Below are 25959 nucleotides of genomic sequence, written 5' to 3' on the forward strand. Positions count from 1 at the left end.
GACTTGGCCGGCAATTTTGTATTGGAGGATTTGGGCTTCATCTTCGTTCCTTCGTCACTACGACGAAGCCCAAATCCTCCTTAAATCACAACCTCAAATCTGTGCCATGGGCGCTGACGGGGGACACAAGCGGGGATCCTAAGTCATTTCCACATGGTGGAGCCTAGCCTGATACCGGCGAGGTCGTTGTTCCCGAGGACGCTGCTTGCGGTACTGTCGTAGGGCCAGCGATCCGTCGGACGTTTTCCGGCTTATTGAAACACCAGTTGGTCCGCTGCACGTTTCGTGATCACGATGTTATCTTCATGGTCACAACCCCGCAGTAAGTCAAATCGCACCCTTGATCACCTCAGCCCGTCCATGCTGCGCACCCGGTGCGCAGGGACATCAAGTACGAATGTATGTTAAAGCCGGTATGGCGAGGACCCGCAAGGCTGAATAAGTGAGCGACAACCCATCGACATATTTGGAGGCTATGATACCTCACTGTAGCGATAGCTGTCGCGACGCGCACTGAATGGGACCTTCCCTGGCGAAGGTCGGACTGGATCAGCAGTCGGATCGCACGCACGCCAAACTATCTGCCACGCTTTCCTGCTCCCCTATGGTCGCGGAACGCTGGTTCCCATGGCGAGTCGAATGTCTATCCCATGCGGGGAAAATTTGAGGGAAACAACGAATTGCCAAATCATCTAAAATATTGAAATTAAAAGAGTATCCCTAATAATGGTGGCGGAGGAAGTGCCCTTCCAACTGGACCGTCTCCTGTGACCCTTGAGGAAGCTCCGGCAGGATTACGAGTCTTACGGACTTCTAGGGAACTTTTCGCAATTTGACGCCGGGTCACTGGATAATTCGCTGCTGCGCCCACTGTCCGAAGGACGCGCCCGCACCGCGAAACACCCATCAACACACTGACTTGAATACGTTTTCTTTCTACGCATTCGTTGTCGTGCGACCATGGTGGTCGTTCGAAAGGAAACGGAAATGCGAGAAATGTGCCTCAGTCAAATCGAGCTGGCTGCCCGATGGAGAATTAGCCCAAGGACACTTGAGCGGTGGCGGTGGATCGGCGATGGGCCGCGCTTCATGAAGCTCGGCGGGCGGGTGATCTATCGCGTCGAAGATGTGCTGGCGTTCGAACAGCAAGAACTGCGAGATTTGGAGGAGATAAAGGCTGGGCGCTGAAACCGGCGCGGGCATCGTCAGCCAAGCCCTGCGCGGAGACTATTTCTGACCTGCGCAGGGAAGTCGCGTGCGCCGAATAGCCTGCAGTTCGCCACAGGCCCCATTCCGCCCCTTCGGCCCAAGCCATAACCTCCATCCACATCTGCAGATAGAACCGCGTTCGAAAACAAGCACTTTACGCGCAATTTCTATTGCCCGCTTTCCTACCGTCAGTTAGCGTCATCGAGAGCACAGAAAATGGGTCCGCATAGTTTGCGGGTCCACCGATCTGGCCCGGAGGTGATTTTGGAGAGCGACCGGTCGGAACTTCGCTGGGGTGTCGAGCAGCGCCTAGAGTTCATAGAGTTCCGCCTGTTCTGGGAGGGGCATGTGAACCGCAGCGATCTTATGGATCAGTTCGGGGTATCGGTGAACCAGGCGTCCACCGACCTGAATCGGTACATCGGCTTCGCCCCCGACAACATGCTATACGACAAGAGTGCGCGAACCTATGTACGAGGCTCCGAGTTCAAACCGCAGTTCCTCGAGCCTGACGCGAGCCGCTACCTTGCACAGCTGCGATCAGTCGCTGACGGGCTCCTCGACCGCGAGGACGCCTGGATCGCCAACCTCCCGCCCTACGCGGCCGCCCCTACGCCAGTTCGTGGGGTCAATCCGGCGACGCTTCGTTCGGTCGTTGGCGCAATCCGTCGGTCCGAGGCGATCGAGGTAAAGTACCAGTCCCTGTCCAGCCCCGAGCCGCGCTGGCGCTGGATCGCCCCTCATGCCATCGCGTTTGACGGTTTCCGGTGGCACACTCGGGCGTTCTGCCAAACCGACGATTGCTTCAAGGACTTCCTGTTGTCGCGGTTGCTCGAGATCCGAGGCTCGGGCGAAAACGACAAATCGGCTGGCGACGATCACGACTGGCTTTCCGAGGTCACGCTGGAGGTTGGGCCCCACCCCGACCTCTCGGAAACACAAGCGAAGGTTATCGCGCTCGACTATGGCATGAGAGGCGGCAAGGTGAAAATCAAGGTGAGACGTGCGCTCCTCTACTATGCGCTCAAACGCCTCGGTCTAGATACCGCCCCCGAAGCGCGCACGCCCCAAGACCAGCAAATCGTGCTGATCAATCGCGACGAGATTTTCAGCGGCATTCGAGCAGCTGGCGCTCCGGAGGGTTCGAAATGAAGCCTTCTTCGGACATCGCGTCCAGTTGCCAGAAGCCAGCAAGTTCATTTGAGGAGAGCCAGATTGGGTAAACAAGCGGCATTCAAGACCAACCCGGTCAGCTTGGAGGAGCTTCTCCGTCAGTGTGGGAACGGCAAGATTCAGTTGCCGGATTTCCAGCGCAGTTGGGTTTGGGACGAGGAACGGATCAAGGGGCTGATCGCCTCGATCTCGCAGGCGTTTCCGGTCGGCGCCTTGATGACGCTCGAAGTGAAGCCTGGTGCGGCTGATACCTTCGCACGCCGACCAATCCAGGGGGCCGATGCCGCAGTTGGCGACGACGCACCGGATCAGCTCTTGCTGGATGGCCAGCAGCGCATGACCTCGCTTTATCAGACCTGCTTGCGCCGCGAGGTGGTGCAAACGGTCACGCCTCGCCTCAAGCTCGTGAAGCGCTGGTTCTACATCGATATTCGAAAAGCAATGAACCCGGCCGAGGACCGCGAAAACGCCATTGTCTCAGTACCCGAGGATCGGCGGATCAAGTCGGACTTCGACCGGAAGATCGACCTCGATCTCTCCACGCCGGAACTCGAATACCAAAATCTCATGTTCCCGCTGAACCAGGTTTTTGACTGGGATGAATGGCAAGATGGCTTCAACGAATACTGGCTGGAAAACGACCCGGAGACACGCAAGCTATTCAAGCCGTTCAAGGATGAGGTCCTTCAGAACTTCAAGGCCTACCAGCTGCCCGTAATCGCATTGAGCCCCGACACTTCCCACGAGGCCGTCTGTCTGGTCTTTGAGAAGGTGAATACCGGCGGCAAGCCGCTCGACGCATTCGAGCTTGTGACAGCGATGTATGCAGCCCGCGGCCATCGCCTGCGAGACGACTGGCTCGGCGCCGACGGCCAGCCGGGGCTCCAGACGAGGCTTCAGCTTTTTGGGCGGGCAGCCGAACAGAAGTTCGGCGTGCTGGAAAAAGTCGCGGCAACAGATGTGCTCCAGGCGATCGCCCTCCTGCATGGGGTCGAGACCCGTGCGGCCGAAATCTCCGCCGGGCGCAAAGAGTCGGAGCTGTCCGCAGTCCGGGCCACGCGTCAGTCGCTCCTCGACCTGCCGCTGGAGGCGTACCTGAAACACCGTGCTGCGGTCGAAGAAGGGTTCAAGACTGCGGCGAAGTTCCTCCGGCAGAACCACATCTATCGGGTCATCGATCTGCCCTATCAGGGCCAGCTTGTCCCCTTTGCCGCGATCCTCGCCATCATCGGGCCGAGGTTCGACCACGCTGCTGTGAAAGACCAGCTCGCCCGCTGGTTCTGGTGCGGCATTTTCGGTGAACTCTATGGCTCGGCCATCGAGTCCCGATTTGCCAAGGATGTGCTCGAAGTGCCCGCATGGCTGGACGGTGGTCCCGAACCCAGCACGATCACCGATGGCCGTTTCCGACCGGAACGCCTGCGCACCCTGCGCACCCGCCTGTCGGCTGCCTACAAAGGCATCCACGCCCTTCTGATGGCCGAAGGCGCGAGAGATTTACGCTCCGGCCAGCACTTCAAGGACACCGTGTTCTTTGACGAATACGTCGATATCCACCACATCTTCCCGCAGGACTGGTGCAAGAAGCAGAAGATCGAGCCGAAGGTCTTTGACACCGTCGTCAACAAGACGCCGCTCAGCTACAAGACCAACCGCATTCTTGGCGGCGTAGCACCATCGGTCTACCTGGAACGACTGGAAACAGGCGGAAAAGACAACCCGCCGATCGCCCGCGAAGCGCTTGACGATTATCTGGCGTCCCACGGGCTGGATCCCTCCTTGCTGAGGGCGGATGACTTCGAAGGATTCATGACGGATCGGGAGACGCGGCTCCTTGCCATGATTTCAAAGGCAACCGGGCATGCGATCGTCAGGGCAGATTCCGTGCCGGAGGAAGGCGAGGACGTTCTCCAGGACGACGAAGGCTTCGATGTTCCAAGCCCGGACACCGAGGAGGCCGCCTGAATGAAAGCGTTTGAGTTCGACCATCAATTGATCCGTGCTTACGAGCACTTTTCGCGTTCATTCAGCGCAATTCGGGCACCCGACCTGAAATCCGAGATCGATGCCCAGTACGACGCCGGAAAATTCTGGCCGGATGCCCTCTTGTCTCTGAACCCACGCTTCATGGCGGGGCCGACGGTCGATGAACTCGTCGCCACGGGTGATCTCGACGACGGCACGGGCAAGGTTTTCCGGTTCGGCACCACGCCTCTTCGCTTTCACCGGCACCAAGCCGAGGCGATCGCGAAGGCGAAGCAAGGAAAGAGTTATGTCGTCACAACCGGTACGGGTTCGGGGAAATCCCTTTGCTTCTTCGTGCCGGTTGTCGACTCGATCATCCGAGCGCGGCGCGCAGGAAAGCCGCGTCGCACGACGGCAATCATCGTTTACCCCATGAACGCACTGGCAAACAGCCAGATGAAGGAGATCGACAAGTTCATCGCTGGTTCCGGTTTGCCCGATGAGCTCAAGCCGGTGGTCAAACGTTACACCGGGCAGGAAAGCCGTGAAGAGCGGGAGCGCATCGCTGCCAATCCGCCCGACATTCTCCTGACGAACTACATGATGGCAGAATTGCTTCTGACGCGTCAGGACGACCTGGACTCGAAAGTCGTCTCGAACGCGTCCGGTCTCGAGTTCATCATTCTCGACGAACTCCATACCTATCGCGGGCGCCAAGGTGCCGATGTCGCGGTCCTCGTTCGACGCCTGCGGGACAGGTGCTCGCCTGACAAGGAGCCAATCTGCATCGGGACCTCGGCAACGATGGCCTCCGAGGGATCGGACGAGAGCCGCGCGCTTGCTGTCGCGAAGGTAGCGTCTCGTCTGTTTGGCACCGACATTGGCCCGGACGCGGTTATCGACGAGTCATTGCAGCGCGCGACCGATGACGCCCTGAAGACCGAGCACGTCCTTGGCGCTTTGAAGACGGCCCTGACGCAGCCTTTGCCGGACGCACTCGATGACGAAACCCTGAAGCGCCATCCGCTCTCGGTGTGGGCCGAACTCGAACTCGGATTGGACGATGGGCTTGAGCTTCGCAGGAAGAAGCCTATCCCTTTCGAAGAAGCCGTTGAAAAGCTTTCTCTGGCCAGTGCGGTCGATGCCGAAGCCTGCCGAGACTATCTCGAAAAATTCCTGACCCGGGTAAGCCTGCCGGAGCATGAGCGCGGCGGCACGAAGGACGGAGCCTTTCTCGCCTTCAAACTCCACCGGTTCATCTCCGGTGCCGGTGAAGTCTTTACGACGCTCACGGCCAGGCCGCGTCGGATCCTTCTTGAAGGGCAGCTCGAGGACCCCGAAGCCCCTGGAAACCGCCTCTACCCCACGCGGTTCTGCCGAAATTGTGGCCAAGAATACCATGTCGTGACCAAGGTCGACGATGATGGGAGCTTGCGCTTTCTGCCCCGAAGCATCGACGACACGCCGCTCGACACTGAAGAAGACGAGGTAGCGGGGTATCTCTGTCCGGTGACGCCGGGCGATACTGACTTCCAGTTCACAGGCGAGCTTGAGGGTTACCCCGAAAGCTGGCGAGAAGAGAAGAACGGCATTGAACGGCTGAGAGGGTATCGCAAGAAGCGTATGCCGGTGTCCTACGTCGTCGGTGCTGACGGTCGCCACGGAGCGGGCGGAAACGATTTCTGGTTCATCCCAGGAAAGTTTGCGTTCTGCCTGTGCTGCCATGACGAACCGACGCAGGGGATGCGAGAGCGCAGCAAGCTGGCCGGGCTCTCCGGGGAAGGGCGAAGCTCGGCAACAACCTTGCTGGTCGCTAGCGCCTTGGAATGGATGAACAAACCCGGGAGCGGCGTACCCGAGACGAAGCGGAAGCTTTTGGGGTTCACGGATAACCGTCAGGACGCAGCCCTGCAGTCTGGCCATTTCAATGACTTCCTGTTCGTAAGCCTGTTGCGCGGAGCCATCCTTCGCGCGGTCATTGCTGCTGGCTCAGGTGGGCTCGCAGAAGACGAATTCGGCCTGCAGGTGGTGAAGGCGCTCGGCTTTACTGCCGCCAACAAAGAGGCGCGCCAGCATTGGCTGCTGGATTCGAATGCTGGTGCAATCATTCGTGAAGATGCCCAGCGGTCGCTCGCAAAGGTACTCGCCCATCGTGTCTGGACGGACCTGCGTCGCGGTTGGCGCTTCACCAACCCCAGCTTGTCTGTCCTGAACCTGATCGACGTGAATTTCCTCGGCCTCGAGGAAATCTCTGAAGATCGCGAGCGCTTCATGGCCATCCATCCAGCGCTGGGAGACCTCAGCCTCGAACAGCGGCAGGCAATTCTAAAGGCGATTTTGTCCGCGATGCTTGAGGGCCTGGCTGTTCAGACCGAAGCCTTGGACCTGACTGTCCTCGACGGCGTGGCCCAGAAATCCCGAATGCTGCTTCAGGCACCTTGGGCCATTGACCAAAAGGAAAATCCGCGGGCGCGGTCCTCGCTTGTCCTGCGCGCGGGCAGCAAGAACGTCGTCACGCTGCGTGAAGAACAAACACTTCTTCGGGCAGGTCCCAATTCGCGGATCGCACGGCTCGTGAACCGGAAGTCGGTTCTCGGCATGAATCTGAACAAGGATGAGTACTACGAGTTCATGGAAGGGATGCTTGTCTTCCTGAGCGACGAAGGGCTGCTGGTGCCTGTTGAACTCGATAGCGATGTGACGGGCTGGCGCCTGTCACCATCTGCGGTTCGGCTTGTGCCGGGACCGGCCCTCGATGATGAAACGCACCGCGGCAACCGATATTTCCATGACCTTTACACCGCGATTGCAAGTGATCTTGGCGAGGGTCGTAGTTCCTATTGGGGGCTGGAGGGACGCGAGCACACGGCTCAGGTCTCACAGAAGCAGCGTGAATGGCGGGAATGGCGGTTCCGTTTCGAGCAGGACGACATGGACCATCTTGCAACCTCGGAGTACCGAACGGAAATTCGGGCGACCGGCGAGTCCGATCGGTTCCTGCCCGCGCTGTTCTGCTCTCCGACCATGGAACTCGGCGTTGATATTTCCGCCTTGAACGCAGTCTACCTGCGCAACGTACCTCCTACGCCGGCAAATTACGCGCAGCGTGCTGGCCGTGCTGGTCGCTCGGGCCAGGCCGCGGTTGTCGTGACCTACTGCGCCTCGGGGTCTCCGCATGACCAGTATTTCTTTGAACGGCGCAACGATATGGTGGCCGGTGTCGTGCGGCCACCAGCGCTCGACATTACCAATGAAGAACTGGTCCGATCGCACCTGCACGCGGTGTGGCTGGCGGAAGCGAAACTGGCGCTTTCTCCCGACATCCCAGAGATCCTGGACCTTCACGGGGACAAATTCCCGCTGAAGGAGGACGTTCTGGCGGTCATCTCGAAACCCGCTCTGGTTTCGCAGGCACGGGGGCCGATGGCGCGTGTCTTGAAGCAGATTCTGGCGTCCGACGGAGGGCAAACCCCGATCTGGATGGACGATCCAGACGAGTTCGTTCTTCACACGGCCATGAACGCGCCTGCTGAACTCAACAAAGCATTCGACCGTTGGCGCGATCTTTACAAGTCTGCCAGAAAGCAGTTGAGCGACGCAAATACACGCTCGGAGATCACAGGGCTATCGGGTGCCGACCGGCGCAAGATCAAGGCTGCGCAAATGCAGGCCCAGGATCAGATCGCCATCCTCGAACAAGGCAAAGCCTCGAATGGGTCCGATTTCTATTCGTATCGGTATCTGGCAACAGAGGGCTTCCTGCCCGGGTACAACTTCCCGCGCCTGCCACTCTACGCGTTTGTTCCTGGCGAAGGTAAGACGGGGTCATTCCTGTCCAGAGCCCGCTTCCTGGCCATTTCCGAATTCGGCCCGCGCAGTCTGATCTATCATGAGGGCCGCGCCTACCGGGTCATGAAAGCCAAACTGCCGCCCGAGGTGCGTCAGGGCGACGGATCGGAATTGGCGACCAAGGATATCTACATCTGCTCCAACTGTGGAGCATCACACGAGGGCGAGGTCGAGCGCTGCCATGGGTGCAACAACCACATGGCGGGTGAAGTCCCCATCAAGAAGACCCTGCGCATCGACAACGTCGAGGCGGCCCCGACTGAGCGCATCACGGCGAACGATGAAGAGCGCGTTCGGCAGGGCTTTGACATCCAGACCGTCTTCTCCTGGCCGAAGAAGGATGGGCAGGTCCAAGTGACCAACGCCAAATTCGTCTGTGGCGAGACTTCCCTCTTGGCCCTACAATACGCCAACAGCGCGGAGATCAGCCGACTGAACAAGGGCTTGAAGCGCCGAAAGGACCAGACGGTCTTCGGTTTCCACATCGATCCGAGGTCCGGATACTGGGCGAAATCCGACGACGAGGACAGCGACACGGACGTCCCGCCGGACGTGGTCAAGCCGGTTCGCATTGTCCCGATTGTCCGCGACAGAAAGAATGCCCTGTTGTTCCGCTTCGAAAAGCCGGAGCAGTATGAGCCCGAAACAATCGCGACGGTTCAGCATGCGTTGCTGCGCGGAATCGAAGTGGTTTTCCAATTGGAAGAAGGCGAAATCCTCGGTGAACCGTTGCCCGCGAGGGACAACCGTCGCGCAATCCTTGCCTACGAGGCAACGGAAGGCGGCGCCGGCGTGCTCACGCGCCTGATTGATGACGGAAAGGCAATCAACGAGGTGGCGAAGACCGCACTGGGTTTGATGCACTTCGAGAATGTCGATGCTGCGATTGCGGCGGGTGGTGCGGATCTGTTGCAGGAGAAAAAAGACGGAAGCTGTGTTCGCGGCTGCTACCGTTGCCTGCTGTCCTACTTCAACCAACCGGACCATGAGCTGATCGACCGCTCGAGCCCGGAAGTGGCGCAATTCCTGATCGATCTTGCACGTGGCACAATTTCCCTTGCTGCGAAGCCGACCGCTGGAACGGTGGCATCACCATGGATTGAGGCATTCAGCGCCGCGGGCATCCCCCAAATTGATACGATGCCCGCGAGCTTTGGTGGACGCGAATTCGAGTTCGTTTGGCGCGCATTCGCGGTTGCCGCGACGACCGCTGACCTGACAGCGGAAGCTGAGGCAGACGCGATGAACAAGGGCTGGGTCGTTTTTGGATTGCCTTCGGCGCCGTCGGAAGGACTGCCGGATGGCTTCGTGAAGGATTTTGAAGGTTGATATGACTGTGAACTTTACTCCTGGAGATCTTGTCAGAGCGCGCGGCCGTGAATGGGTTGCCTTGCCGACACCCGGCGAGGGCCTGCTCGCCCTGCGCCCCCTCTCGGGCAATGAAAACGACATCGTGGTTCTTGCTCCGGATCTCGAGCTTACACCGGTAGAAGCTGCTCGTTTCGACCTGCCTGACGATGCGCGCACGACAGTGCAGTCCAAGGCGGCGCTTCTTGCCGACGCGTTGCGGCTGACCCTCCGCCGGGGGGCAGGTCCGTTCCGATCCGCCGCACAGCTTGCTTTTGAGCCTCGGACCTACCAGCTGGTCCCGCTGCTCATGGCCCTTCGGCTTCAGGTCCCGCGTCTGCTGATCGCCGACGATGTTGGCATCGGCAAGACCATCGAAGCGGGTCTGGTCCTGCGCGAACTGATGGATCGCGGAGAGGTTGATGCGTTTTCGGTTCTCTGCCCTCCGCACCTCGTGGACCAGTGGATCACAGAACTGAAGGATCGCTTCGGGATCGATGCCGTTGCCGTCACTTCCGGGACTGCGGCACGCCTGGAGCGCAACCTCCCATTGGCGCAAACCCTTTTCGATGCCTATCCCTTCACGGTGGTCAGCCTTGACTATATCAAAGCCGAGAAACGGCGGGATGGGTTCGCGCGGGCTTGTCCGGATTTCGTTATCGTCGATGAAGCTCACGCCTGCGTCGGGACGCACAAGGGAAAGCAGCAGCGTTTCGACCTGCTCCAGGGCCTTGCACGCGACCCTGAGCGTCGGTTGATCCTGCTGACAGCCACGCCGCACTCCGGGGACGAGGATGCGTTCGCTCGGCTTCTGTCGTTGATCGATACAGAATTCGGGACCGTCAACTTCGACAACCAGAAATACCGCGAGCGCCTCGTCAGGCACTTTGTTCAGCGGCGGCGCGTCGACCTGGTCGAGGGCGACTGGGATGAGAACCGCTCGTTCCCCAAGCACGAGACCACCGAATACTCTTATCGCCTGAACGACGAGCATCGGGCCTTTCAGGAAGCCGTGCTTGATTACTGCTTCTCGGTCGTGTCTCGGGCCGGAGACGCGCAGAAGGATCGCCGCCTTGCCTTCTGGGGCACTCTCGCGCTGATGCGCTGTGTCGGATCTTCACCCGCAGCCGCAATGAGCGCGTTGCGAAACCGGGCTTCCAATGAAGACGACCGCCTCGAGCCGCAGATCTACGACGAAGATGGCGATGATGAAGACGCCGTGGACATCGAGCCAAACACCGTCTTCTCAAATGATCCCGCTCTCCAAGGGCTACTCGACAAGGCCAGCGAACTTCTGAAAGCCGAAGATCCCAAACTGAACGCCCTCATCAAGGCCCTCAAACCTTTGATCAAAGACGGGGCTAACCCCGTGGTCTTCTGCCGCTACCTTGCCACTGCCGAACACGTGAAGGAAGGGCTTCGTAAGGCCTTCCCCAAGCTGAATGTTCAGGCCGTGACGGGTGAATTGACGCCGGACGAACGTCGCGATCGCGTGGCGGAAATGGCGGCGGAAGAAAATGCCGCCACAGATCAGCGCATCCTCGTCGCCACGGACTGCCTGTCGGAGGGGATCAACCTTCAGCAATTGTTCGACACCGTAATCCACTACGACCTCTCCTGGAATCCGACGCGCCATCAACAGCGCGAAGGTCGCGTGGATCGTTTCGGGCAACCCGCCGAACTCGTTCGCTCGATCATGATGTTTTCGCCCGACAGCGCCATCGACGGTGCCGTCTTGGACGTCATTCTTCGCAAAGCCGAGGAAATCCGCAAGGCGACGGGCGTGACTGTGCCTCTCCCCGATGAGCGGGGACCGGTCACCGATGCGCTGATGGCTGCAATGATGCTCCGCCGTGGCGGTGGCAGCCACAAGCAGCTGACGCTGGACCTGCAAATCGGCGACGGGATCCAGGTGATGGAGACCCGCTGGCGCGATGCAAGCGAGAACGAAAAGCGGTCACGTGCCCGGTTTGCACAAAACGCCATGAAGCCGAGTGAGGTCGCACCTGAATGGGACAAGGTGAAGTCCCTGCTTGGATCACCAGCAGAAACGCTCGAATTTCTTGAGCGCGCGATGTCTCGGTTCGGGGTGCCCCTCGAGAAGAAGAAATCGCTGCAGTTCGCCCACGTGCATGCCCTTCAAGATAGCCTCAAGGAAAAGCTGGAGCAGCGTGGGCTGAAGGGCTCTCTGAAGCTGGCCACGCAAGAACCGGTGCCCTCAGGCGCTTCACTTCTGACCAGAACCCATCCGCTGACGTCGTCCCTGGCAGAAAGCCTGCTTGAAGCCTCTCTTGACACCGAATCGCTGCCGGATCTGGGCATCGGTCGTGTCGGGGCCTGGCCGAGTGCCGCCGTCACTCAGATGACGCGTGTCGCGCTCTTGCGTATTCGCTACAAGCTCACGGTTCATGCACGGCGCGAGCGCCTTCTGCTGGCAGAGGAAGCCGCGCTCGTTGCCCTCGACAACAATACGGTGATCGCCTCTGGCAGCGAGGCGCGCGCGCTGCTTGCCTCTCCCGCGACTGCTGATCTTGCGCCTGTCGCCCGCGACCGGATGATCAATACGACGAAGGCGGCCCTTCCTGACCTGCTGGGCGGCCCGATTGCCGATTTCGTGCAAAAGCGTGCCGCGGAGCTGGTTGAAGACCACGCCCGCCTTCGTGCTGCAGCCGGTTCTGCGTCGCGTGTCAGTGTGGAGCCGATCATTCCCCCAGACGTCATCGGCCTCTTCGTTCTTGTTCCGGGGGAGGTGTAATCATGGCCCGCAAACCAATTACCGATATGTCCGCGTGGCCGTCTCTGAGCCTTGAAGGCAACCTGATCGCGCCTGCGATGATCGCCAAGATCGATCAGCGCCAGGCACCCGAGCAGTCCCCGGAAGAATACGGGGTTCGCAAAGGCCTACAGATCCGCGAAGAAATCGCCACCGCCTTCCGCGTAGGCCAATCGCATTTCGACGCCTTTGCGAAGATCGAGCACCCCTCGGCCACCGCTACCTCGCGCTTCATCGCCGACTTCTTCAAGGAAACCTTCGGGTACACCGACCTCGCGGTAGCGGCGGCACCGATCGCCCTGATCGCGTCCGACCGCGTGCCGGTCGTCGTGGTCCCGCCGTCCGAGTTGCTTGATCGCCGCAGCCCGACGCTCTCGACGGACAGGTCGCGCTCTCCGGCCTTCGCCCTTCAGGACCACCTGAATGATCGGGACGAGGCCCTTTGGGGCATCGTGACCAACGGGATGCAGTTGCGCCTCATGCGCGACAATGCCTCGCTGACCCGTCCGGCCTATATCGAGGCCGATCTGGCGCAGATGTTCACCAACGAGGACATCGCGTCCTTCGCGGTGCTATGGCTGCTGATCCACCGCACCCGTTTCGGCGCGGCAGACACACCCGCCACCGATTGCCCTCTCGAACGCTGGCGCGATGCCGGCTCCAAGGAGGGCGAAGCCGCGCGAGATCGTTTGGCCGGTCAGGTCCAGCTGGCCCTCAAACTGCTCGGCTCGGGCTTCCTCGAGGCGAACCCCGACCTCGCCGCGAAACTGCGGTCCGGCGAAGTGAACCTGACCGAGTGGTTCAACGAGCTCCTGCGTCTCGTCTACCGCCTGATTTTCCTCATGGTGGCCGAGGACCGGAACCTCCTTCACCCTGAAAAAGCCAGGCCCGAGGCCCGCGCCCTCTACGCCCAGGGCTATTCGCTGCAGTCGCTGCGCAAGCAATGCTACCGCGCCGCCACCTGGGACAAGCACCGTGACCGCTACGAGGGGGTGAAGATCGTCTTCCGCGGCCTCACGCAGGGCCAGCCCGCCCTTGCGCTGCCCGCCCTCGGGGGTCTCTTCGCCGAGGACAGGCTGCCCCACCTCGAAACCGCCCGCCTGCGCAACCGCGCCTTCATGGAGGCGCTCTATCGCCTCTCCTGGCTCGCGGACAAGACCGGCATGGTCCCCGTCAACTGGCGCGCGATGGAGACCGAGGAACTGGGCTCCGTCTACGAATCCCTCCTCGAACTGCAGCCGCAGCTGGGCGATGACGGCAAGACGCTGGTCTTCGCCTCCGAGGCGGCCGAGCAGAAGGGCAACCAGCGCAAGACCACCGGCTCCTACTACACGCCCGACAGCCTCGTTCAGGCACTGCTCGACACCGCGCTCGACCCCGTGCTCGACAAGACCGAGGCGGAGGCAGACGATCCCGCCAAGGCCCTGCTAAAGCTGTCGGTGATCGATCCCGCCTGCGGTTCTGGTCACTTCCTGTTGGCCGCCGCCCGCCGCATCGCCACGCGGCTGGCCCGCATCCGCGCCGATGGCACGCCCTCGCTCGCCGACTTCCGCCATGCGCTGCGCGATGTCGCGCGGTCCTGCCTGCACGGGGTGGACCGCAACCCGATGGCGGTGGAGCTGACCAAGGTCGCGCTCTGGATCGAGACGGTGGACCCCGGCCTACCCCTCGGCTTCTTCGACGCGCAGATCCGCTGTGGCGATGCGCTGCTGGGTGTGTTCGACCTGCAGGTGCTGCAGGACGGCATTCCCGATGCCGCCTACAAGCCGCTGACGGGCGACGACAAGGAAACCGCGAAATACTACCTCAAGGCCAATCGCGACGCGACGGCGGGCCAAGGCGGGTTCGACTTCGGCACCGGACAGGCGTCGATGCCCGCGATGAAGCCGCTGGCGCTGGATTTCTCGGGCTTCCGTGACCTGCCCGAGGATACGGTCGAGCAGATCGGCGCCAAGGCCAAGCGGTTCAAGGAACTGCGCAAGGGGCAGACCTTTGTCCGCGCCAAAGCGGCGGCGGACCTCTATGTGGCGACCTTCCTGTTGCCCAAGGTCGGCGGCGCACCGGCGGGGGCATCCGCCCGCACCGTGCCGACGACCGAGGAACTCTGGATGGCCCTCAATCAGGGCAAGATGCGCCAGGCGATGGTCGACGCACCCAAGGCCGCTCGCAACGCCCGCGCCCTGCATTGGCCACTGGAGTTCCCTGATGTGATGCAGCGCGGCGGGTTCGACGTGGTGCTGGGCAACCCGCCGTGGGAGCGGATCAAGCTGCAAGAGCAGGAGTTCTTCGCCTCGCGCTCGCCCGAGATCGCCAATGCTCCAAACAAGGCGGCGCGAGACCGGTTAATCAAGGCGCTGGAGAAGGCTGCTCCGGGCACCGCCGAACGCGCACTTTTCGATACCTTCACAGAGGCCAAGCGCCAGGCCGAAGCGACCAGCGAGTTTGTCCGCGTGCCTGGTGATGACGGCGGTCGCTTTGCCCTTACCGGGCGGGGCGACGTGAACACCTACGCGTTGTTCGCCGAGCTTTTCTCGCGCCTTGTTAGCCAAAAGGGCCGCGCTGGCGTGATCGTGCCCACTGGCATCGCCACCGATGGCACCATGTCACCCTTCTTTTCCCATTTAGTGGATGAGAAGCGGCTGGCGAGCCTAGTGGACTTCGAAAATTCGGCCCCAACTTTTTCCGCCGTGCACCGCAGCTTCAAGTTCTGCCTGCTAACGCTTGGTCGCGACGAACCAGAGGCACACTTTGCTTTCTTCCTGACCGAACCAGCTCAATTGGTCGAGCCGGAGCGCAACTTCACTCTTTCTCCCGAACAAATCGCCACGATAAATCCAAATACCAAGACCGCGCCCGTGTTTCGATCTCGCTGGGACGCTGAACTGACAGCAAAAATCTACCGCAACTCACCGGTTCTAATCGAAGAGAAAAAGGGACCAGAGGGTAATCCTTGGCATGTTGGATTCATGGCGATGTTCCACATGTCCAGCGACAGCGGACTGTTTCGTACTGGAGCGGATTTGGACAAGGCGGGTTTCCTGCGCGATGGCATGGAATGGGTATCCGGCGGTGCGCGCCCTGACCAAGGAGCGCTATCCGTCGAAGGTAGCGGAGCTGGGTTGCTTCCACTCAAGGGGGGAACACCAGGTTCAAGCAGCCGATATGTACCCATCTATGAAGCCAAGCTTATTTGGCACTACGATCATCGAGCCTCGTCCTACCATTCCCGTGGGAACGAACGGGGAAATCGTGTCCTTCCCCCTACAACGTTGGAGGAACACTCAAACCCAAAATTTGAAGTTGAACCATTTTACTGGATTGAAAAGGGAGAGGTCGACGCAAAGCTCAGAGGTCAACCTCAAAGCAAGGCTTACTTGCTGGTATGGCGCGATGTCACAACTGCCATTGCCGAGCGAACAATGGTTCCAAGCATCATCCCGCGCTTTGGGGTGGGAAATTCGCTGTTTATTATCGAGTCGGAACGTTCAGCGCAAGAAATGGCCGCGCTCCTGGCTAACCTTGCGTCGATTCCATTAGATTACGTTGCACGCCAAAAGATTCCGTATGTTCACATGACACATGGGATAATGAAGCAGCTTCCCATCATACCGCCAAACATCTACACCGAACCCCGCCTCGCCTTCATCACATCGAAGGTGCTGGAACTCACCTATACCTCGCACAGCCTCGCCCCGTTCGCCCGCGATCTGGGACATGACGGCCCGCCCTTCACCTGGGACGAGGACCGCCGCGCCCACCTGCGCGCCGATCTCGACGCCTTCTACGCCCGCGCCTACGGCCTGACCCGCGACGAACTACGCTACATCCTCGACCCCGCCGACGTGAAGGGCCCAGACTACCCCTCGGAAACCTTCCGCGTCCTCAAGGAAAAGGAAATCCGTCAACACGGCGAATACCGCACCCGCCGCCTCGTCCTCGAAGCCTGGGACAGGATGGAGCAGAATGGCGAATTCACGGCGATGGGGATGTGAGCGATGCACCCATACCTCAAGGCGGCCCTGTGGATCGGGATTGTCGTGGCGCTGTTCATGATCTTCCCGGCATTGCTCGTCATCGCCTTGTTGATCCTGCTGTGGTGGTTGATTTCAAACCTGACCGAACTCGGGCCGAAATGGATCTGGTGGCAGCGGGATGCGCTGTTCTTGAGGCTTGGCCGGTTCCGGTGGTTCGGCAGGCTGCCTTGGGTGTCTGGCACCCTGCGCCGTGTTCAAGCGGAAGATGAGCGCCGGAAGGAAGAGGCACGACGCAAACAAGCCGAGGCCGACGCCCGAGAACAGGCAGAGCGCGACAGAGCCCGGAAGGAACACGATGCGCTGGTAGAACGGCCGATCCCCCCGGATATCCAGCGGGACATGCGCGCCTTTCTGGACGGCTCCTTCGTCGGCGAGGACCGCTCGCCCTTGGCTTATGTGGGTTACAGGGTCGGAAAAACTCGCGGCCTTGCCAGCCGTGAACGGCAAAGGCGGTTGGACGTCTGCTTCCGGATCGAGATCCCGTCCGACCTCGATGCCAAATATCAGGCTTGGGGTGCTCCTGCGACTTACCAACGATTTCACTCAATCGACAAGCATCTGAAGATGCTGGCCGACTTGCGGGGCGGTCGCAGCAACCAGAGATTTGCCGTCGCCGACTGGGAGGAAGACCGGACGTGGTTTCAAGGCGAATTCCGTGAGCTTGCAGGGTTGCTGCAACGCCATCCGCCACGTCGGTATTGGTGAGGTCGTAGGATGATGCTTGAAAGCCCCCAATCCTTCGTGACCCGCCAGGAATGCAACAAGGTCACCTATCAGAACGGCTTCCGGCGCCCTCATGGGGAAATCGATGGCTGGCAGCGGTACAGTTCGACGACCGCGCAGGGTTCGATCTGGCTCGCAAGGGACAGTTCCGGTGCGTGGTTCCTCGCACTGGATCACGCCGGGGTCATTGCAGAGATCGGGATTAAGCCGTCCGATGCCGCAGGACCAGGCCTCGCGCGTTTCCGGTTTGCCTCTCTGCCACAGCTTTATGGCGTGATGCCAAGAATTTACGAGCTTGCCGCAAGCCTTCCCGACGCACCACTTCAGGAGTTTCTTCACCGCACAACGAGCTTGCCGAAGACGACGGAGGCGGAACGCCTTGTGGTCCAGCGCGTCGGCCAGAACATCTTTCGTGAGCGTCTGATCAAATACTGGCGGGGGCGATGCCCTCTGACCGGGATTGTCGACAAGCCGCTTCTCCGTGCCTCTCACATCAAGCCATGGCGCGACTGTGAAAACGACGCAGAGCGTCTGGATGTCCATAACGGCCTGCTTCTGTCGGCTCTTTGGGATGCCGTATTCGATGGCGGTCTGGTTACCTTCGGCGACGACGGCATTCCGGTCTTTTCGGAGAACCTCAGCGAGCAGGCGCGTGCGCGGCTTTATTTTGATCGGCCAGTCGATTTGACGGACAAGCATCGGGTCTTCTTGGAGTGGCACCGGACGAAGGTATTTGATGTCAAAGCGCCTGACGCCCCACCTGCTGATTGAGACGCGATAGGTCGAAAGCTGGTCGGCTGGTCAATAGTCTGTCTCCACATAGACCCCCGAGCAATCATAGGCGACCGCCGCCGCCGTCGCGCCATTGTTCATGAAATTCCGGGGGCTCAGGAGCTGCGTCGCGGCGGGGATGTCGGTGTCGAGCATGGTCTCGACCACCGCCCCGCTGACCTCCTCGACCACCCGGACGCCGATCTCGCTGCTGTTCGGGGCGGCGAGGAGCGTGAGGGTCAGGACATTGGTCGTGCTCGCAACCGGGAAACTCGCCCCGAGATCGGTGAGTGTGGGCGCGCCGGAGGCGTCGTTCTGGACCAGCTGCCAGTTCGTGTGGGTGCCGCGCTGGAAGCCGATGCCGATGCAGTTGACCACGGCCGAGAGCGTCAGGGTCGTGGCCAGCGCTGTGGTCGACCCGTAGAGTCCGAAGAAGCCCATGCCGGTCGCCTGCAGCGTCACCAGCGAAAGCCGGTTCACATAGGTAAAGCCGCCCAGCCCATCCGCATTGCCGCGCCAGCAGACCCAGCCCGCCGACCGCTCCTCTGCCGCTGCATCGGCGGTCGCGGCACTGGTCACGCGCCAGCGGCGCATCGAGGTCGAGAGGTTCGTGGTGGCGAGCGTCGGCGTGGCGACGGTGCCGACGGCCGTGCGCGGCATGCCGTTGGTGTTGACGGTCGTGCCGCTGGACGGCGCCCAGGTCGCGATCCGGTTCACCCCGAAATGCGGCTGCAGCGGGAAGAATCGCCCCGAGGGGCGCTGGACGTCGAGCCATCCGGCCCCGGCGCGGTCCCGCGCATAGATTGCCAGCTTGCCGGTCGGCGGCGGCGCGGGCACGGCATCGAGCGCCGGGAGCACCACGGGTTCAGGCATCTCGACCCGGCCATTGCTGCGGTCGATCCGGAGCGCTTCATGGAAGGCCGAGCCGTCCGGGCTGACCTTGAAGCTGAAATCGTCGCTGCCAAGAAGCCCGATCAGGGCCCGCGCCGACCAGTTGGTCTTGAAGGCAAAGCTGGCGTCGTTGGCGGGCGCGGCCTTGTTGACCGTCGCCTCGATCCCGGCGCCGGCATTGTTCAGGAGAACCGCGGGGGTGTTGACCGAGAGCCGGTTGTAGCTGTCGGCCGTCGCCCCGCCGAGGCCCAGAAGTTGCGCGGTCAGGTTTGCCTGGGGCAAGCCGACCTGCGTCACGGCATTGGCGAAGGTCACGGTCGGCGTGTTGATCACCGTGGTGCCGTTCGCGCCCGAGGTCGCGGGGCCGATGTTGACGACTGTGGTCGAGCCCGATGCGCCGCCGGTGCCGAGGTTCACTGTTTTCGTGAGGCCGGCGGTCGTCGCCCCCGTGCCCATGCCGTAGGTCGCGGTGCCCGTCGCCGTGCCGATGGTCGCGGACGCCCCCGAGACCGTGACGGTGCCGGAGGCCGTCAGCGTGCCCGAGACGTCTTGTTGCCGGTGAAGGTCTGCGTGCCGGCCAGTATAGCCAGTTCCGACGAGGTATTCGGCAGCGTGTAGCTGCGGGTCGTGCCGGTGCTGATACCGGCGAGCGAGAAGACCGCCTTCTTCGTGGAATCGGCGTCGTTCACGAGGCTGAAGACGGCGTCCGAGATGTCGCTTGGCTCGCCCACGACTTCCCATGCAGCGCCGGTCCAGACGAGAAGCAGGCCCTCGTCCTCGACCCATGTCCGCCAGCCGGTGCGCGGTGGCAGGCGCAGCCAGGTACCGTCGGTCCAGAGGGCGATGTTCAGATCCCACGCCGCCCAGTCTCCCGACGCGCCCGAAGCGACGAGATAGCGGTCGCCATCGGCGGGGCTGGCTGGCGGCGCGGTCAGGTCCCGGTTAAGAACGGAAAGCTGGACGAGCCCGTCGAGGATCCGCAGCGCCTCGTTATGGGTGACGTGCTTCTGGGCCTGCGCCGCCAGGATGTAGGGCAGCAGGAGATGGATCGTGGCGTCGGGCATGGGTTGGCCTTCAGAACAGGAGCGTGACGGTCTTGGGTGCGCCCCGCCCGACAAGGGCGGAGAGCTGGTAGATGCGGATGTCGAGCGTGTCACCGGGGGCGAGCGGCGCGCCACAATCGGCGGTCTGCTGGGCGGCCGTGTAGACCGCGCTGGTGGTGGCGGTGCTCAGCGACCGCTTCACGGTTGCGCCATCGAGGATCTCGACCTCGTAGGCTTCCAGTTCCTCGGCCAGCGGCACCTCCAGCCCGCTCCAGCTGTCAGCGGAAAGCGCGCGGGATCGTCGCGTCCAGCGGATCGTCAGATCGCCGGGAATGCGCGGACTACGCCACGGCTGTTCGACATGGGCGACGGAGAACGGCCGCAGGCCGGCGCCCGCGGGCGTGAAAGCCTGCGCGACGTAGGTCTCGTCGCTGACGGGGCGGCTCGCCGGACCGATGCGCCAGTTCCACGGGATGCCGAGATCGGGCTCGGCGATTGGTAGCGTGGCGAGGCTTTCGTCGAGCACCACGACCCGTGCGCCGGCGGGTGCTGGGTTGCCCATGGCGCCCTCGGTCCCGCGTTGGCCGCGCAGGAGTCGGGTCAGGCGATACCGGCCGGGGGCGATCAGTTCGGCCGCGCCTGCCTGGACGATCTCCCAGACATCGGGCGCGCTCTCGATGGCCAGCGCGTTGGCCCCGCCGAACAGCGTCAGGTCGGTGACGCTTTCGAGGGTGCCGGTCTGCAAATCGACCACCAGCGCGTTGCCGAGATCGAAGCGGGATGTGGGTCCGGCGTAGAAGTCCGAGACCAGCGTGCCGATCCGGGCGCGTGTGCCAAACGTGGTCAGCAGGTCAAAACCGTCCGTCGAGGGACTGCGGTAGACGGCGATCTCACCGGGCCAAGGGACGGCGCGCGCTGCCGCGAAGGGCCGATGCGCGGCCTGGTCCTCGGTCAGCTGCGGCAGGTCGAGCAGTATGGCCTCGGGCGCGCCGAAGACGACGGCCTGCGACAGCGCCGAGGGTCGCGGCGCGCCAGGCGGTTGATCGTAGGCTTCCCGATCCTGGCGTACCGCCTCGATGCCGCGCGCGTCGGCGTCGGCAATCGAGATAAGTCGAAGCGGGATGGACCGGCCGTCATGGGCGAGCGTCACCACATCGGCCGGGTCGAGCGCGAGGCGCGAGGGCGGCAGACGGAACGCCGCCGTCTCGCGCCCCACCCACGCCTCCATCAAAGCGCGGCGGCAGCGGCGCTCGGCCTCCTCGGGCGGTACGGCCATCGGGAAGGACTCGGACGCGATCCGCGTCGTGTCGACCGTGATGCGCCGCGCCTCGACGAGGGCGGCGTCGTAATCCTCGTCGGCACGGGCGACCTGCCATTTCAGCGCCTGCGGCAACTCGGTCTCCTGGCCGCGCGTCAGTTCCAGCACGTCGCCTTCGCGGGCGGCCACCAGATCGTCGGGATCGAGGGTGGCGACGGAGGCCCGGCCCCGCATGACGAAGCGGATCACCCCTTCGGTTTCGACGGCGTCGAAGCCGAAATGGCGCGACAGCGTGGTGATCGAGGCCCGCGGGCTCTCCAGCGCGCCGATGGCGTAGCCTTCGACCGCGCCCCAGAGACCGGTGACGTCGATCCGGGACTCGGGGAGCCCGGCACGCAGGCAGAGGTGCCGCACGAGCGCCGCGAGCGACACCGCGCCGAGCCGCCCGGTCAGCCAGTGCCCGAGCCGCCAGTTCGCCCCGTCTGTCCAGACGTCGGTCAGCGCCGGGAAGAAGGGATAGGGCCGCGCGTCCCAAGTCCAGGCAGCACACTCGGGAACATGAACCATCCGGCCGCCGTAGACCGAGGACAGCGGATTGTTCGCCGGGGTGCCCCACCAGAGGTACGTCGCCTCGAGATACGCCCGCTGGATGGCGTCATCGCGCCAGCCCCGCGAGAAATGCGGCGTGAAGCTCTCGGACGACTTCGGGTCGAAGAAGACGTTGGGCTGGTTGGTGCCCCGGTCTATGGCGGGACAGCCGAGTTCGGTAAACCAGATCGGCTTGGACTGCGGCGTCCATGCCGTCGCCGTCCCGCTCTCAATGCCGCCCGGGCGGTCGTAGTGCGGGTTCGACCACCAGGCGCGCAGATCCTTGTAGCGGAACACCCATGGCTTGCTGGCCGCGCCATCGGTGATCGGGGTGCGGATCTGCGCCGAGCGATCCGCCGCGCTGGCGTAGAACCAGTCGAACCCTTCGCCGCCCGCGATGTTCGCCTGCAGATAGGCGCGGTCGCAGATCGCGGGCCAGCCCTCGGCCGCGTCCGCATGCTCGAACCCGTCACGCCAGTCCGACAGCGGCATGTAGTTGTCGATCCCGACGAAATCGATCTCGGGATCGGCCCAGAGCGGGTCGAGGTGAAAGTACACGTCACCCGAACCATCGGCCGGCTGGTGCCCGAAATACTCCGACCAGTCCGCCGCATAGCCGATCTTCGTCCCGGACCCGAGGATCGAGCGCACATCAGCGAGCAGATCCCGATACGCCTGCACGGCCGGATAGGCGCTGGCGTCCGACCGGATCGTGGTCAGCCCCGGCATCTCGGTGCCGATCAGGAAGGCATCGACCCCGCCTGCCGCCGCACAGAGATGGGCGTAGTGCAAAACCATGCGCCGCAGGCCCCAGTCGCCGAACGGCCCGGTCCACGAAACCGACTGACCCGAGACGCTGAAGCTGGCAGGCGTGGCCGCGCCGAACAGCGACGCGACCTGCGCGGCCGCCGTGGCGGTCTTGTCCACGGTCCCGGCGAATCCAGCGGCAGGCGAACAGGTGATCCGGCCCCGCCAGGGGAATGCAGGCTGGCCGGTCTCGGCGGCGTTGTCGCTGTAGGGGTTCGGCAGCGTGTTGCCGGGCGGCACGTCCATCAGGATGAACGGGTAGAAGGTGACGCGCAGCCCGCGCGCCTTCATCTCCTCGATCGCCTGCACCACCGCGAAGTCGGATGGCGTGCCGCCATAGACGGGCCGATCCCGGTCGTCGCGGCTGACGAGGAAGGCGTTCGCCCGGCTGACGCCGTTCACCGACCAGCTGACCGGCGTGGTCGACTTGGCCGACACCTCGACGCCCGGCCGCACCTTGCAGGATCCCGCGCGCAGATCGTCGCCGAACCACGCCACCACGAGGCTGACGCTTTCGACCGCCGGGGCCATGGCCTGCAGCCGGTCCAGCGCCTCCACCATGTCGGTGGAGTCGGCCAGCGCGTTCAGGTTCTCGGGCACCGTCGCGCCGCCGTCGGTCTTGCGGATCGCCTGCGTCGCGTAGGTGAACTCGCCCGAGGCGGGGATCATGGTGACGGCGCGGGTCAGGCCCTCGGCAGTGTCGGGATCGGCGAGCGGCCGGAACACCTCGAAGGACAGCTGCGGCAGGCGGTTGCCGTAGGTCGAAAGTGCCAGATCCTCGAAGACCACATAGGCGGTGTCGCGGTAGGCAGGCGTGCTGGCCGCGCCCATCTTCGCGGCGATGAACGGGTCGGCCGCCTGAGCCTCATCGCCCGGATACCAGCGCCAGGTGACGCCGGAGAGGTCCATCGGCTTGCCGTCCGCCCAGATGCGCCCGATCCCGGTAATCGGGCCCTCGCACAAGGCGACGGCGAAACTGGCGTAATAGAGATACTCGGTGGTCTTGACCTTGCCGCCCCCGCCGCCTTTGCCGCCGCCCTGCGTGGTGGTCTTCGTCTCCTCGCGGAAATCGGTAGCCCAGATGATGTTGCCGCCCATTCGCATGCGGCCGTAGAGCCGCGGGATGACCGCGCCCTCAGTGGCGGAGGTGATGCGCAGCGTGTCGAGCCGAGCGCCCTCGATGCGCTGGGTGGGTGCCAGCGACGAGATGATCCAGCTGTCGACGACCGAGCCGATGGTGGAGCCGATGAAGCCGCCGATGGTCGCGGCGCTGACGCCAAGGATCGCGCCGCCGATCGAACCGCCAATGGCAGCGCCGGCCGCGCCGAGAACGAGGGTGGCCATGTCGGGGTCTCAGCGTTGCGGAAACAGGAAGGCGAAGGCGATGCGCCGCCGCCAGGATGGGGTGAGCGGTTCCTCGATCACGCCGAGCCGCTCGTAGGCGTGGAGGAAGCTGTCGGACCCGGTCAGGATCGCGACATGCTTGGCGATGGCGCGGGGCCTCATGCGGAAGAGGACCAGCGCGCCGGGCCCGGCCTCCGCAGGCCACACCTCGATCATCATCCGGCGTGCGCCGTCCGCCAGCACCTCGCGCGGGCCGGTCTCGCCCCAGTCGCGGCTGTAGGGCGGGATCGGGAACGGCTCGGGGCCGACGACCTCGCGCCAGACACCGCGTGCGAGGCCGAGGCAGTCGCAGCCGACGCCGCGCAGGCTCGCCTGGTCGTGGTATGGCGTGCCGAGCCAGGAGCGCGCAATGGTGACGACATAAGTGGGATCGGCCGATGCGAGGGGTTGCGTCACAGCACGCCTCCCTCGTGCCCGCCATCCTTGGTGGCGTAGCGCAGCACGGCATCTTGGCCGGGGATATGCGGAAAGCCCCGGAAACTGGCGGTATTGGCGAACTTCGCGCCGCAGGTCTCGATCCGCTTGTCGCAGCCCGCGCGGATGGTGAAGCCGTCGTCCTCGGCGATCGGGCGCACCGGCGCTTCGAGCAGGGTCAGCACGGCGATGCCGTCCGCAACGTCATGGCCCAGCACTTCGGTGCGCCGTCCCGTGTTCGCGCCGCTGGTCCATTCGACCGTGCCGAAGGTGAACCAGCCGGAGGCGAAGCCGCCGAGGCCCGAGGCGGTAAACGCGCGGTCGCGCAGCAGATCGATCACGGCGCCCGTGCCTTTGTAGGCCGGGTCCTCCAGATCGACGCTGCAGCGCGCATCGCCGAGCGCCGCGTCGCAACTCGCTTGAAAGGTCCGCCCCACCGTCTGGCCGAGGACGTGGGCGAGCGAGCGCACCTCGGCGACGAAGGCCAGTCGCCCGCGCCGAATCTGGCCGATGGCGCCACGCCGCATCAGCACGCGCTGCGCGGTGTCGGCCCAGTTCACCCGCCAGACCTCGACCTCCGCGTTGTCCCAGCGGCCATCAAGGATGTCGGTCTCGGTGATGCGGTCCGAGGTCAGCACGCCTTCGGCGTCCTGGGCATCGACCGACAGGTCCGAGCCCGAGCGAACCTCGGACGCCGTCAACCCGCTCTCAGGTTCGAAATCGGTGCCGTCGAAGCTTAGCGTGCGGTCGTGGTCAGTGAAGCCGAAGGAGACGCCGTCAGCCCGGGCGATCCGCCAGCACCACGCGAGCGTCGTCGTGCCCTCATCGAGATGGGCCTGCAGCGCGGGCGAGAGGGATTTCACTTCCGCCCCCAGCCGCGAAGCAACGCCAGAGAGGCCAGTGCGGACGAGACGACACCGCCGCCAGCGCCGGTCAGGGCGTAGAGGTTGAAGGGCCTCAGGTCGAAGGTGCCGGTCGCCAGATCGAAGTCAGCTAACCCGGCCATCGCCAGACCGGAGGCTGCCAGACAGGCAAGGTAGATCAGCCCACGCGCGAGGTTCCAGTTCATGATGTTGCCTTTCCTTTGAAATGGTCCAACAGCCTCCGCCACCAAGACGGAGCGACAATGGTTTGCGTCGGCACCGGCGCGCTTGTGGGGCGCAGCAGCGCCAGCGCTTCGTCCTCGGTCAGGCGCCGGATCGGTCGCGAGAAATCGACCCGGCCGTCGCGGTCGACCGACCAGACCGGGATAGTACCGGTCGGATAGCGGCCCGTGGCGAAGAGGTCGCGTTCGGCCTCGCGGCGTGGGCGGATTGCGGCGGGCTTGAGCCAGCCCATGAAGGCCGCGGCGGCGGCTGCCCGGTCGCCCGCGTTCAGGTGCCGGGTGAGCGCCGCCTTGGCGATGCCGCCGGTGTTGTAGTGAAACGAGACAAGCGCATCGAACTCGTGCGGCTGGAGCGGCACCTTTACGGCGCGCAACACCTCGGCCTCGTAGCGTGCGAGGTCGGACCGGAAGACCCGGGACGCCTCGCGGATCCCGGCATCGAGATCGGCGGGCATGCCGCGCGGCATCGTGGCGGGATCGGGTGCCCCGGCGGCAGCCGTGTGGCCGATGCCGAAGGTCCAGACCTGTTTCACATCGAGATAGGGTCCGGGCACGATGCCTTCGTGCCGGACGAGGGCCAATAGGCCCCGGTCAGTCATCTGCAT

Annotated in this window: 13 protein-coding genes and 1 pseudogene; 8 read left to right on the forward strand and 6 right to left on the reverse strand. The window is 63.2% G+C overall.

Annotated elements, in window-relative coordinates; all coding sequences use genetic code 11:
* Nucleotides 1-960 precede the first annotated feature (960 nt).
* From C9E82_RS17745 to C9E82_RS17780, 8 genes are all read left to right on the forward strand, one after another.
* Nucleotides 961-1188: a helix-turn-helix transcriptional regulator gene (locus C9E82_RS17745; RefSeq protein ID WP_244936038.1), complete on the forward strand. Its 228-nt coding sequence runs from the start codon at nt 961-963 to the stop codon at nt 1186-1188.
* A 285-nt stretch (nt 1189-1473) separates the two neighbouring features.
* The gene (locus C9E82_RS17750) at nt 1474-2361 is read left to right on the forward strand and encodes a WYL domain-containing protein (RefSeq protein ID WP_119896285.1); all 888 of its coding nucleotides are present in this window, start codon (nt 1474-1476) and stop codon (nt 2359-2361) included.
* 63 nt (nt 2362-2424) lie between these two features.
* Nucleotides 2425-4347 (forward strand): GmrSD restriction endonuclease domain-containing protein, encoded by a 1923-nt coding sequence (locus C9E82_RS17755; protein WP_119896228.1) that lies wholly within the window; start codon nt 2425-2427, stop codon nt 4345-4347.
* Nucleotides 4348-9525 (forward strand): DEAD/DEAH box helicase, encoded by a 5178-nt coding sequence (locus C9E82_RS17760; protein WP_119896229.1) that lies wholly within the window; start codon nt 4348-4350, stop codon nt 9523-9525.
* 1 nt (nt 9526) lies between these two features.
* Entirely contained in the window at nt 9527-12298 is a 2772-nt protein-coding gene (locus C9E82_RS17765; RefSeq protein WP_119896230.1) for a DEAD/DEAH box helicase, read from the forward strand.
* A 2-nt stretch (nt 12299-12300) separates the two neighbouring features.
* Entirely contained in the window at nt 12301-16308 is a 4008-nt protein-coding gene (locus C9E82_RS17770) for an Eco57I restriction-modification methylase domain-containing protein (RefSeq protein WP_119896231.1), read from the forward strand.
* A 3-nt stretch (nt 16309-16311) separates the two neighbouring features.
* The gene (locus C9E82_RS17775) at nt 16312-17055 is read left to right on the forward strand and encodes a hypothetical protein (RefSeq protein ID WP_119896232.1); all 744 of its coding nucleotides are present in this window, start codon (nt 16312-16314) and stop codon (nt 17053-17055) included.
* 9 nt (nt 17056-17064) lie between these two features.
* The gene (locus C9E82_RS17780) at nt 17065-17844 is read left to right on the forward strand and encodes an HNH endonuclease (RefSeq protein ID WP_240643373.1); all 780 of its coding nucleotides are present in this window, start codon (nt 17065-17067) and stop codon (nt 17842-17844) included.
* A 30-nt stretch (nt 17845-17874) separates the two neighbouring features.
* Here C9E82_RS17780 and C9E82_RS17785 read toward each other — a convergent pair.
* From C9E82_RS17785 to C9E82_RS17810, 6 genes and pseudogenes are all read right to left on the reverse strand, one after another.
* Nucleotides 17875-19799 (reverse strand): annotated as a pseudogene (locus tag C9E82_RS17785) (DUF2793 domain-containing protein).
* Nucleotides 19800-19809: 10 nt separating this feature from the next.
* On the reverse strand, nt 19810-23775 hold the full coding sequence (locus tag C9E82_RS17790) for a baseplate multidomain protein megatron (protein WP_119896233.1): 3966 nt from the start codon (nt 23773-23775) through the stop codon (nt 19810-19812).
* 9 nt (nt 23776-23784) lie between these two features.
* Nucleotides 23785-24231, reverse strand: coding sequence for an NlpC/P60 family protein (locus C9E82_RS17795; RefSeq protein ID WP_119896234.1), 447 nt, complete (start codon nt 24229-24231; stop codon nt 23785-23787).
* Nucleotides 24228-25112: a DUF2163 domain-containing protein gene (locus C9E82_RS17800; RefSeq protein WP_119896235.1), complete on the reverse strand. Its 885-nt coding sequence runs from the start codon at nt 25110-25112 to the stop codon at nt 24228-24230. Before C9E82_RS17800 ends, C9E82_RS17795 begins: the two co-directional genes overlap by 4 nt.
* Nucleotides 25109-25318 (reverse strand): hypothetical protein, encoded by a 210-nt coding sequence (locus tag C9E82_RS17805; protein WP_119896236.1) that lies wholly within the window; start codon nt 25316-25318, stop codon nt 25109-25111. The genes C9E82_RS17800 and C9E82_RS17805 overlap by 4 nt, the downstream gene beginning before the upstream one ends.
* Nucleotides 25315-25959 carry a lysozyme gene (locus C9E82_RS17810; RefSeq protein ID WP_119896237.1) on the reverse strand — a complete coding sequence of 215 codons (645 nt, stop codon included), beginning with the start codon at nt 25957-25959 and terminating at the stop codon, nt 25315-25317. The genes C9E82_RS17805 and C9E82_RS17810 overlap by 4 nt, the downstream gene beginning before the upstream one ends.

Origin of the sequence: Paracoccus sigandri (assembly GCF_003709565.1) — a bacterium.
Classification (GTDB): Bacteria; Pseudomonadota; Alphaproteobacteria; order Rhodobacterales; family Rhodobacteraceae; genus Paracoccus; species Paracoccus siganidrum.

Excerpts from the sequence above, each read along its gene's own strand:
- C9E82_RS17790 (WP_119896233.1), bottom strand. The coding sequence starts at position 23,775 with ATGGCCACCCTCGTTCTCGGCGCGGCCGGCGCTGCCATTGGCGGTTCG.
- C9E82_RS17780 (WP_240643373.1), top strand. The coding sequence starts at position 17,065 with ATGATGCTTGAAAGCCCCCAATCCTTCGTGACCCGCCAGGAATGCAAC.
- C9E82_RS17760 (WP_119896229.1), top strand. The coding sequence starts at position 4,348 with ATGAAAGCGTTTGAGTTCGACCATCAATTGATCCGTGCTTACGAGCAC.
- C9E82_RS17745 (WP_244936038.1), top strand. The coding sequence starts at position 961 with ATGGTGGTCGTTCGAAAGGAAACGGAAATGCGAGAAATGTGCCTCAGT.
- C9E82_RS17810 (WP_119896237.1), bottom strand. The coding sequence starts at position 25,959 with ATGCAGATGACTGACCGGGGCCTATTGGCCCTCGTCCGGCACGAAGGC.
- C9E82_RS17770 (WP_119896231.1), top strand. The coding sequence starts at position 12,301 with ATGGCCCGCAAACCAATTACCGATATGTCCGCGTGGCCGTCTCTGAGC.
- C9E82_RS17805 (WP_119896236.1), bottom strand. The coding sequence starts at position 25,318 with ATGAACTGGAACCTCGCGCGTGGGCTGATCTACCTTGCCTGTCTGGCA.
- C9E82_RS17765 (WP_119896230.1), top strand. The coding sequence starts at position 9,527 with ATGACTGTGAACTTTACTCCTGGAGATCTTGTCAGAGCGCGCGGCCGT.
- C9E82_RS17775 (WP_119896232.1), top strand. The coding sequence starts at position 16,312 with ATGCACCCATACCTCAAGGCGGCCCTGTGGATCGGGATTGTCGTGGCG.